Source organism: Ramlibacter sp. (assembly GCF_041916345.1).
Classification (GTDB): Bacteria; Pseudomonadota; Gammaproteobacteria; order Burkholderiales; family Burkholderiaceae_C; genus Ramlibacter.
In genome coordinates, this window is the sequence record NZ_JAYRZR010000019.1 from 46957 (window position 1) to 57197 (window position 10241).

The following is a 10241-nucleotide window of genomic DNA, read 5'->3' on the forward strand; positions in this document are numbered from 1 at the left end:
TGCATGCCGCATCAGGGCCGGATCAGAACCGCGGCAGCTCCGGGTGGGCGAGCTGCCCGCCGCGCACCAGCATCTTCCCGTACTCGGCGCAGCGCTGCAGCGTGGGAATGACCTTGCCCGGGTTCAGCACGCCCTGCGGGTCGAAGGCGCGCTTCACGCCGAACAGCTGCTCGCGCTCCTCGGCGCTGAATTGCACGCACATCGAGTTGAGCTTCTCGATGCCCACGCCGTGCTCGCCCGTCACCGTGCCGCCCATGGCCACGCTGGTCTCCAGGATGTCGGCGCCGAACAGCTCGCATCGGTGCAGCTGGTCGGGGTCGTTGGCATCGAACAGGATCAGCGGGTGCAGGTTGCCGTCGCCGGCGTGGAAGACGTTGGCGCAGCGCAGGCCGTACTTCTTCTCCATCTCCTGGATCGCCAGCAGGATGTCCGCGAGGCGCTTGCGCGGGATGGTGGAGTCCATGCACATGTAGTCCGGGCTGATGCGGCCGGAGGCAGGGAAGGCGTTCTTGCGCCCGCTCCAGAAGCGCAGCCGCTCGGCCTCGTCGCGGCTCACCGCGATGGCCGTGGCGCCGGCCGCGCGCAGCACCTCGCTCATGCGGCCGATCTCCTCTTCCACTTCTTCCGGCGTGCCATCGCTCTCGCACAGCAGGATGGCCTCGGCGGTGAGGTCGTAGCCGGCGTGCACGAAGTCCTCCACCGCGGCCGTCATGGGCTTGTCCATCATCTCCAGCCCGGCGGGGATGATGCCGGCGGCGATGACGGCCGCCACCGCGTCACCCGCGCGGCGCACGTCGTCGAAGCTGGCCATGATGCACCGGGCGAGCTGCGGGCGCGGCACCAGCTTCACCGTCACCTCCAGGGCGACGGCCAGCATGCCTTCACTGCCCACCACCAGCGGCAGCAGGTCCAGGCCGGGGGCGTCGAGTGCGTCGCCGCCGATGGTGAGGGGCTCGCCGTCCGCGGTGTAGCCGCGCACCTTGAGCACGTTGTGCAGCGTCAGCCCGTACTTCAGGCAGTGCACGCCGCCGGAGTTCTCGGCCACGTTGCCGCCGATGGTGCAGGCGATCTGGCTGGAGGGATCCGGTGCGTAGTAAAGGCCGTGCGGCGCGGCCGCCTCGCTGATGGCGAGGTTGCGCACGCCGCACTGCACGAGCGCCGTGCGCGCCACCGGATCGAGCTTCAGGATGCGGTTGAAGCGTGCCAGCGACAGCGTGACGCCGTCCGCGTGGGGCAGCGCGCCACCCGAGAGGCCGGTGCCCGCACCCCGCGCGACCACCGGCACGCCGATGCCGTGGCAGGCTTTCAGCACCGCCTGCACCTGCGCCTCGGTCTCGGGCAGTGCCACCACCAGCGGCCGCTGCCGGTAGGCGGTGAGGCCATCGCACTCATAGGGCGTGGTGTCCTCGGGCTGCCAGATCAGGGCGTGCGCGGGCAGCACGGGCTTGAGGGCGCTGACCACCTGCGCCTGTCTCTCGGCGCGTCGGGCCACGGCGGGTTCGAGCGGGGCGTTCATGGTCCGGGATGATGGCACGCTCGGGGCCACTCGTGCGTGGCCGGCGGATGAACGCTTTTCACGCCCCGCGCAAATTTCGCTCAGGCGCGGCTGACCCCGGCCAGGCAGAGGTTGAACCACGCATGCAGGCCCGCGCACGCGGCGAGGCTGCGGTGGCGTCGCCATGCCTCGCCCAGCAGGACGGCCGGGGCGAGCCACCACAGGGCATCCCAGCCGCGGCCCGGCACGTGCAGCGCAACGAACGCCAGGGCGCTGAACAGATTGGCCGCATGGCCTGGCCACGCTGCAGCAGGTCGGGTCAACGCCTGCATCCGGTCCCACAGGCCCTGCTGCAGCAGGGGGCGGAGCACGGCCTCCTCGATGAGCGGCGCGACGGCCAGTGCCCAGGCCCAGGCCCACCCGCCTTCAGGCCGCAACGCGAGGCCCAGCGCGGCATGGGCCAGCCAGGCGCCCGGCAGCGCCAGCGCCGCCATCCCACCCAGCGCGGCCCAGGGCCGTGCCGCGCCCAGGTTCACGGCCGGGCCAGCGCCCGGCGCCGCAAGGCCATGCCCACGAGCGCCAGTGCGAGCAGCAGGGCCAGGCTGCCATCGCGCCCGGTCGTGGTGGCGACGCAGCCGCCGCCGCCGTCCGTCGCGTCAGCGGCTGGCGTCGAGCCGCCGCCCGGGGCCGCCTGCATCACGCCGGGTGCCGCGCTGTCCAGCGCGAACACGACCTCGGCCACGCGGACCAGCAGATCCACCGGCGCTTCCTCGTTGCGGGCGCCCTTGATGAGGGCGCCCAGGCTGGCGATGCGCGAGGCAGCGGTCGTGCGCGCCTCGACGATCGCGAAGTACTCGCCCGCTGGCAGCCGGCCGGCCAGGCTCACGGCATAGAGGCCGTCTCCGGCACGGTCGTCCGGGGCGGTTCCGTCGTCGCGCAGTTCCACACCGCCCAGGGCCAGCGAGCCGTCCTCCTGGTAGATGTCGGCGGTGACCACGGCATCGCGGATGCTCTTCTCGCCCCCCAGGCGCACGCGCAGGACCGGTGCGCCCGCGGCGCCGGCCGTGCCACCGCTCACCGCGCCGGCGAGGACGATGGCCGAGTCGGACCTCACGTCGAGTCCGATCCCATCGCTCATGGCGCGCGAGGCCTGCACGGCCACCTTCCAGTTGCCGGCGCGGCTGGCCAGGCTCGATTCGAGCAGGAAGCTCGCCACGCCATCCGCCGCGTCCAGATCGAACTGCACGCCCTGCGGCAGGGTGCCGGGCGTGATGACCTGCCCGGAAGGGTGCACCAGGCTGAAGCTCAGCGCCGACGCGTCTGCGGGATCGAAGAAGAGGTCGATCTGCACATTGCCGTCCGCGGTGCCGGAGGCCACCCGGACGGATCGCTCGACGCGTCCGCCGGCCGGCAGGGGATCGGACCCGTCCATCTGCAGGATGGCGTGGGCCTGGGCATGGGCCTCCTTGATGCCCCGCAGCAGGTCGCGCGCGGCGTCCGCGCCGTCCCGCGAGGCGTTGTACGCGCCACCGGACGCGAGCGCCAGCTGCGACAGGTTGATGGCCGTACCCGAAACGGAGGCCTTGAGCGCGCGCTCCCGGATGGCCGCCCGCAAGACGCCGCTGCCGCCCGTGAGCCCCAGTGCGTTGACCACCACCTGCGCCCCGCGCACGGTGGCCTGCACTTCCTGGGGGACGCTGGTCTCGGAGCCCGTGAGCAGGTGCACGGTGGCCACGTCGCCCGGCTGGCGGGCGCCCCGGATCAGCCCGATCGCCTGGTTGAAGGCGGTGGTCGCATCGAAGGCGCCCGCGGTGGGCGTCACGCTGTCCAGGGCCGCGAGCACGCTGCGCTTGCCCTCGTCGTTCGCCGTGGTCAGCGCCACGACGGCCTCGCTGCCCACGGGTGGCGAGACGACGATGCCGAACTGCGTGTCCGCACCCGCCTGGCTCACCACGGCACGGACGGCCTGGATGAGCTGGCTGTACCGTTCGGCGGGCAACGTGCGGTCCAGCACGATCACGTCACGGAACACCGGGTTGGGGACAAACACGATCTGAAGCGCGGCGTCGAACCCGGCCGTGGGCTGTGTGAGCCTCAAGGTCGCCGGATCGATGCCGGCAAAGGCCTCGAAGAAGGTGCGCGCGCCGCGCACGGCCTCGGGATCCTGCGCCGCTGGCCGCGTGAGGGTCTCCCAGGCAGAGCCGCCTGACTGGTCCGGGCGGGTCGCGTAGACCCGCGCCTGCGCGGTCTGGCGCTGGGAGGGGTCCGCGTAGTCGGCGGGCGTGGAGAGGGTGGCCCACTGCAGATGGTCGTTCATGATCGAGTTGCGCGCGGTGTCGACCTCCGAAGGGGCGCCGCGCGCGGCCAGGTTCAGCGGCGTGCCGGCCTCCCGGTACTCGTCATACAGGCCGTAGGTGTAGTGCCCGATCTCGTGGGCGATCACCCGACCGAGCTGGAACACGGTCTCCGGCCGGCCCTCGAAGGTGAGGTGGTTGTAGCTGGTCGATCCCCGTTGGCCCCAACCGGCCACGTGCGCCGAGGAGCGGCCGTCGGTGTTGATCAGGCGGATGTCCACGTTGTCGCCGAAGCGGCGGTTGCCGTACACATGGATCGCGCCGACCCGGTGCCGGCCCTCGGTCATGGTGAACTTCGTCTGCGCGAAGCTGCGCAGGACCTGGGTGATGTAGTCGCGATCCAGCCGCTGCGCGGGGTTTCCCACCTGCGTCGGCGGGTTGTCGAAGTCCCAGTCGACGTTCACCACATAGTTGATGGTGTTCACATCCGGCAGGTGCGTCAGCGGATGGTTGGCGGCCCACGTCGCCATCGGGCCGGGCAGGCTCAGCGTGAAGGCCAGGGCCGCGGCGACCAGACGGCGCCAGCGTGCCGGGCGCCGGGGAGGGGAGAGGTCACTGAAGCCTGCATGCATGCTGTCTCCTTGCGGTCGTGGCGGGGGGCGAGACGGATGCCGTCCCCATCAGCGCCGTTGTAGCGGAGTCAGCTCATCCGTACAAGAACGAGGCGGACTGGTCGTTTCGGGGCCGTGAAGGAATCGACGCCGGGTGGCCGCAGGATCACGGCAACGTCGACTCCGGCGCATCCGATGGGGGGTTTTCGCGGTCCGCGGGGTCGGCGGCCAGGTGGTGCACGACTTTTCGGCCGCTCTCCAGCACGCGGTCCAGCGCCAGCTGCAGCCGCAGCAGCAGGCGCTGTTCATCGGCCGTGCCGTCCTCCGCCAGCGCCATGGTGCCGTCCGGCACCCAGGCCGAGACGACGCGGAAGCGCAGGCTCAGGTGGGGCGGCAGCGGCGGCACCGGCTCCAGGCCGCGCGCGACGATCAGCTGGGCGAGCTGGCGCCGGGCGTCGTCGGGCTGCGGGCCCTCCAGCAGCAGCGCGAAGCGGGTGTCCTCGATGCGGCACACCGTGTCCACCTCGCGCACCACGCCCGACAGCCGCGAAGCGGCCACCACCAGGGCGCGGTCGCCGGCCTCGCGCCCCTCGTCGGCCACGATGTCGGCGTGGTTGGCCAGTTCGACCAGCATCACAGTGCAGCGGTGGCCCGAGCGGCGCGCGCGCCGCAGGGCATCGCGCACGCGCAGGCGCAGCACTGGCGCGATGGTCAGGCCCGTCAGCGGGTCGGTGCTGTCCAGTGCGCGCAGCCGCACGCGGTTCTCGCTGAAGTCCTTGGCGCGCCTGTGCAGGATGAACAGCAGCAGCGGGATCTCCAGCGCCGAACCGATCAGCACCGCGTACTGCGTGAGCCAGCTGTCGGGCAGCACGCCGGCGGCGCGCAGGGCGGGGAAGGGGTAGGTCAGGTGGATGGGCAGGAAGCCCAGGAACAGCCAGCCGGAGTAGGCCTCGCCGCGCCGCCACGTCCACAGGCACAGCGTGATGCTGAGCACCACCGACAGCAGGCCGTAGACGTTGAGCACGGCATAGGTGACGCCGTTGTTCAGCAGCACGTAGGCGACGGAGAACAGCGGCCCGAAGAGCGAGAAGGCGAGCGCGCCGCGATCCGCCAGGCGGCTGTGGCGCGGCAGGGCGGTGGCCTCGCGGATGAACCAGATGCCCGAGGCCACCATGTTCAGCATGAACAGCGCCGGCGCGGCATCGTTGAACCACGCCCACTGCGGCCACAGCAGCAACCCGCCCATGCCGGTGAAGGACAGCTGGAACAGCAGCATGCAGGCCACGTACGCGCAGTAGGCATGGAAGGCGCGGTCACCGTACAGCCGCGCGTGCATCAGGCCCACCACGAAGACCAGCAACCCGAAGCCGATGTAGCCGCCCACCAGGATCAGCGTCCAGCGCGACTTCTCCTGCAGGCTCGACTCGGTGAGCAGCTGCACGAACGGGCTGGCGGGCGCAGGGTGGTTCTCCAGGCGCAGCCAGACGGCCTGTGCCTCCGCCGTGGGGGCGGCGAGCAGCGGCGCGAAGTGCGGCAGGCTCCACTGCGCCACCGGCACATGGTCGCCTGCGCGCTGCACCACCCAGCTGCCATCCGGCGCCTGCGTGTACAACATGGCGCGGTTCAGGAACGCCGCGCCCGTGAGCAGCAGGTACCAGCGCTGGCTCGCGTCCAGGGCGGGCAGGTCGAAGCGCATCCACAAGGCGCCGCTGCCCAGCGGAATCGACTGGTAGCGATCGAAGGGCTGCAGACGGGCCGGGTCCGCCGCAGCCTGGCGGATGTCGGCCTGGCCGGTCGGATCGATCCAGTAGCGGGCCCGCAGAGTGATGTCGCCTTCGGGCGGTTCGGCCAGCGCCGGCTGCATCCACAACACGGCCAGCAGGACCATCGCGAGGGCCCGGATGAAGTTCACCGGACGGCCTTCCACGGACCGACGGTGGTCAGCCGGTCTTCCAGGTGATGGGCCCAGCGGGGCGCGTGCGGATCCTGGTGCCAGCCGGCGATGGTGTCGTGCATCGGATCGAGCAGGGCTTGCGGCAGGTTGAGCGGCCGGGTCTGGTCGAGCAGGAAGCGTGACATCAGGTGGTAGCCCACGGCCCGCGTGAACAGGCGCACGAGCGAGAAACGCGGCCACACGATGCGCAGCAGGCCATCCACCCCGCGGGTGAGGGCCAGGCCCGTTGCGAACAGCATGCGCGCCGGCAGGCCGACCCGCTCGTCGGCGCCGATGGCGGCGGCCGTCGCCGGGCCGACCAGCCAGCGGGTTATCGGCACCGGCAGGCTGCGCAGCACGGGCACGCGGATCGAGCGGGCCATGGCGTCCATCAGTGCACGGCCCAGGCCGGGGCGCACGTCGCGGCGGGCCGGCTGCGCCAGCGTGAGCGCCTGGATGGTCTCGAACATGCGCTCGGCCTCGGCCATGTCGGCCGGCATCAGCTCGCTGCGGATGCCGAGTACATGGCCGGCCACGTTCCAGGCGTGCAGGAACGCGGTCTCGTCCTCGGGCGGGATCGGCTCGTGCAGCTGGCGCAGGCCGCGCAGGAAGACGTAGTGGAAGGTGAGCAGGGTGTAGGCCAGCTCGGTCTGGCTGCAGGGCACGCCCTGGCGCGCCACGCTCCAGCCGTGGGCCACCAGGGCCTGGTGCATGCTGGCGCGGGGGCCGGGGTGGGGCCGCGCGCCGACCTCCCCGTGCACCGTGCCCGGCTCGCCGCGCAGGATGAGATGGCGAATGGTGGCGTGGATCAGGCGCACCTTCAGCACCTGCGCCACGCCGCAGCCATCGGGCTGCAGCAGGCCGCCCTTCATCATCACGGGGAACACCATGGCCGCAGTCTGGCGGATCCGGTGCTCGGTGTGGGCTTCCAGTTGTCCGGCGGCGTGAAGCACTTCCGCCAGATGTGGCAAAACGTAACATTCCGGCAGGCTGGCGCAGAAGAGCAGGGTGCACGACAACGGTCCGTAGGCCATGAACAGCGCCTCGGCCCGCTCGATGTCGGCCGGGCGCACCCACTCGGGCAGGCGGCGGCCCTCATCCAGATAGGCGGCCAGGATCGCCGCCACCTCGGGATCCGCATCGGGTGGCGGCGCCCAGTCCGCCAGGCTGGCGTTGGTGGTCCACGTGGCCATGAGGCGCGTGGCCGCGGCCAGACGTGCCGCGCCCGGGCCGCTGACCGCGCCGTCCGTATCGGTCCACGGGCCGACGAGCACGGCGACCGTGCGGTCCGCCAGCGGGTCCGCCGTGCGGCCCATGGCCTGCCAGTGCGCGGCGTCCGGTGTCGTCATGAAGTCTCTCCGGGGGTGTGGGTCCACAGGTGCCAGGCCACCGCGGCCACGAGCGCCGGAATGCCCATGGCGAAGAACGCGACCACGCGCAGCGCGATGGGCTGCGCCTGCGTGATCTGGAAGGCGATGAACCCCGCGTACAGCCCCACCGGCAGCAGGGCCGCGCGATGCAGGCGCGGCAACGCAACGGCCGCGAGCACCGGTCGCGCCCAGAGCTGGAACAGGCAGACGATGGCAAAGCTCACGATCAGCCAGCCCTCGAAGCCGCGGATCGTCTCGCCGAACCAGCCGCCATCCTTCTTCGTCATGATCCAGGCCTGCAGCACGTAGACGAAGTACGGGTCCGCGCCCAGGTCGAACGCCGTCACCAGCAGGGCAGCCAGCACGGCGGTGAGCACCCCCGCCGGCCAGCCCCAGCGCGGCGCGACCGGCGCACGCCACAGCAACAGGCAGGCGAGCACCCAGCCCACATGACAGAGGCCGAACCACATCAGCGGGATCACCATCGGCACCGCGCCCAGCTTCGGGCCCAGCACCTCGGTGTAGGTGTACGAGCCGAACAGCCAGCCCATCGTGGCGCCGGCCTCTTCGGCCAGCCAGCCCAGCACCACGCCGCAGGCGAGGAAGCGTCGCGCGGCGGACGTGCCGTACAGCACGCCGCAGGACCAGTAGCTCGCCGCGGCGAGCAGCAGCGAAGCCGTGACGAGCGCGAACGAGAGACCGCCCCAGCCGAGCGCCGTCCAGGCGGCCAGCCCGACGGCCAGCACAACGCCCAGCCCCAGTTCGAGGCGCGAGAACGGCTCGGTCGGCAAGCTCCCTCCTATGCCCGTGCGCGGGCGGCACCGGTTTGTAACATCGAACCCAGGGCCCGGTGCAATCGGGACCTCCACGCAGGCGCGGCGCTACACCAGGCTCTTCTTCAGCCAGTCGGCGAAGGCCGCGCACTCCCAGCGGTCCATGACGCCGGTGCGCCAGCACAGGTAGTGCGCATGCGGGCTGGGCACGTTGCGATCCGACAGCCGCTCCAGCGTGCCGTTGTCCAGCCAGGGATGGCCCAGCTTCAGCCGCACCAGCGCGATGCCCAGGCCCTGCGCCGCCGCATCGCACATGAGGCCGATGTCGTTGAACGACGAGCCCTCGGGCGGTTCGGGCACGTCCAGCCCATGCGCCAGGAACCAGGTGCGCCAGGGCTCCAGCGGGCTCTTGATCAGCTTGGCGGCCAGCAGCTCCTCGGGCGTGTCGAAGGGCCCGTGGGTGCGGATGAACGAGGGCGCCGCCATCGGCGTGACCTCGTCGGTCATGAGGCAGGTCGACTCGACGTCGGCATAGCGGCCGGTGCCGAAGCGGATCATCAGGTCCGCGTCTTCCGCCACCACGTCCAGCAGCGGGATGGACACCTGCAGCGTGAGATCGATGTCCGGGTAGGCCTCGATGAAGCCGCGCAGCCGCGGCATCAGCACCGAGCGCGAGAAGGTGGGCGTGACGGCCACGCGCAACTTGCGCTTGGCGCCACCGACGTCACGGCCCGGGAAGCGCCCCAGCACCGTGAGCCCCTCGCGCACGTGCGCCAGGTACTCGCTGCCGTCGGTGGTGAGGGAGAAGTCCGCGCGGCCGAACAGGCGCGTGCCCAGCACCTGCTCCAGCTGGCGCACGCGGTGGCTCACCGCGCTGGGCGTCACGCACAGTTCCTCCGCCGCGGCCGTCACGGAGCGCAGCCGCGCCAGGGCCTCGAAGGTCACGAGGCACTGGATCGGCGGGATGCGCGGGTTCATCGCACAGGCGCTGCGCTGCCGCTAGCGGAACACCACCGTCTTGTGGCCGTTGAGCAGCACGCGATGCTCGCTGTGCCACTTGACCGCGCGCGCCAGCACCATGCTTTCGGTGTCGCGGCCGGTGGCGGTAAGGTCCTCCACGGTATAGCCGTGGTCCACGCGCGCGACGTCCTGCTCGATGATCGGGCCCTCGTCCAGATCCGCCGTCACGTAGTGCGCGGTGGCGCCGATCAGCTTCACGCCGCGGTCATGCGCCTGGTAGTAGGGCTTGGCGCCCTTGAAGCTGGGCAGGAAGCTGTGATGGATGTTGATCGCGCGGCCGGCCAGACGCTGGCACATGCCGTCCGACAGGATCTGCATGTAGCGCGCCAGGACCACCAGCTCGGCGCCCTCGGCCTCGATCACCTCCAGCTGCCGGGCCTCGGCCTGCGCCTTGTTGTCCTTCGTGAGCGGGATGTGGTGGAAGGGCACGTTGTAGCTGGCGGCCAGCTGGTAGAAGTCGCGGTGGTTGGAGACGATGGCGCGCAGGTCCAGCGGCAGCAGCCCGCTCTTCCAGCGGAACAGCAGGTCGTTCAGGCAGTGGCCCTCTCGGCTGACGAAGATCACGGTGCGCATCGGCTGCTCGCTCGCGTGCAGCCGCCAGTTCATGCGCAGGGGCTCGCCGAAGGCGGCGAGCTGCTCGCGCAGCGCCTCGGCCGTGAGCTGCGCGCAGGCGAAGCGCACGCGCATGAAGAACAGGCCGGTGTCGTGGTCGTTGTACTGCGCGGCTTCCTCGATGTTGCCGCCG

The 10241-nt window shown here is 71.4% G+C and carries 8 protein-coding genes; all 8 read right to left on the reverse strand.

Annotated features, from left to right (window positions below; translation table 11 throughout):
* Window positions 1-22 precede the first annotated feature (22 nt).
* Entirely contained in the window at window positions 23-1516 is a 1494-nt protein-coding gene (locus tag ACE3T5_RS07795; RefSeq protein WP_374666192.1) for an FAD-linked oxidase C-terminal domain-containing protein, read from the reverse strand.
* A gap of 80 nt (window positions 1517-1596) precedes the next feature.
* Complete coding sequence (locus ACE3T5_RS07800; RefSeq protein ID WP_374666194.1) at window positions 1597-2031, reverse strand: lysostaphin resistance A-like protein; 435 nt, start codon at window positions 2029-2031, stop codon at window positions 1597-1599.
* Entirely contained in the window at window positions 2028-4421 is a 2394-nt protein-coding gene (locus tag ACE3T5_RS07805; protein WP_374666196.1) for a choice-of-anchor X domain-containing protein, read from the reverse strand. Before ACE3T5_RS07805 ends, ACE3T5_RS07800 begins: the two co-directional genes overlap by 4 nt.
* A gap of 145 nt (window positions 4422-4566) precedes the next feature.
* Entirely contained in the window at window positions 4567-6327 is a 1761-nt protein-coding gene (locus ACE3T5_RS07810; protein ID WP_374666198.1) for a 7TM diverse intracellular signaling domain-containing protein, read from the reverse strand.
* Window positions 6309-7682, reverse strand: coding sequence for an oxygenase MpaB family protein (locus ACE3T5_RS07815; protein WP_374666200.1), 1374 nt, complete (start codon window positions 7680-7682; stop codon window positions 6309-6311). The genes ACE3T5_RS07810 and ACE3T5_RS07815 overlap by 19 nt, the downstream gene beginning before the upstream one ends.
* Window positions 7679-8494 carry a carotenoid biosynthesis protein gene (locus tag ACE3T5_RS07820; RefSeq protein ID WP_374666202.1) on the reverse strand — a complete coding sequence of 272 codons (816 nt, stop codon included), beginning with the start codon at window positions 8492-8494 and terminating at the stop codon, window positions 7679-7681. Before ACE3T5_RS07820 ends, ACE3T5_RS07815 begins: the two co-directional genes overlap by 4 nt.
* Window positions 8495-8584: 90 nt before the next feature.
* A complete protein-coding gene (locus tag ACE3T5_RS07825; protein ID WP_374666204.1) occupies window positions 8585-9454 on the reverse strand; it encodes a LysR substrate-binding domain-containing protein in 870 nt (289 codons plus the stop codon).
* 21 nt (window positions 9455-9475) lie between these two features.
* The coding region (purU, locus tag ACE3T5_RS07830) for a formyltetrahydrofolate deformylase (protein ID WP_374666206.1) at window positions 9476-10241 on the reverse strand (766 nt) is incomplete at its 5' end.

Bases quoted from the DNA above. Each gene is read 5' to 3' on its own strand.
- ACE3T5_RS07795 (WP_374666192.1), bottom strand. From the start codon at position 1,516: ATGAACGCCCCGCTCGAACCCGCCGTGGCCCGACGCGCCGAGAGACAG.
- ACE3T5_RS07805 (WP_374666196.1), bottom strand. From the start codon at position 4,421: ATGCATGCAGGCTTCAGTGACCTCTCCCCTCCCCGGCGCCCGGCACGC.
- ACE3T5_RS07815 (WP_374666200.1), bottom strand. From the start codon at position 7,682: ATGACGACACCGGACGCCGCGCACTGGCAGGCCATGGGCCGCACGGCG.
- ACE3T5_RS07825 (WP_374666204.1), bottom strand. From the start codon at position 9,454: ATGAACCCGCGCATCCCGCCGATCCAGTGCCTCGTGACCTTCGAGGCC.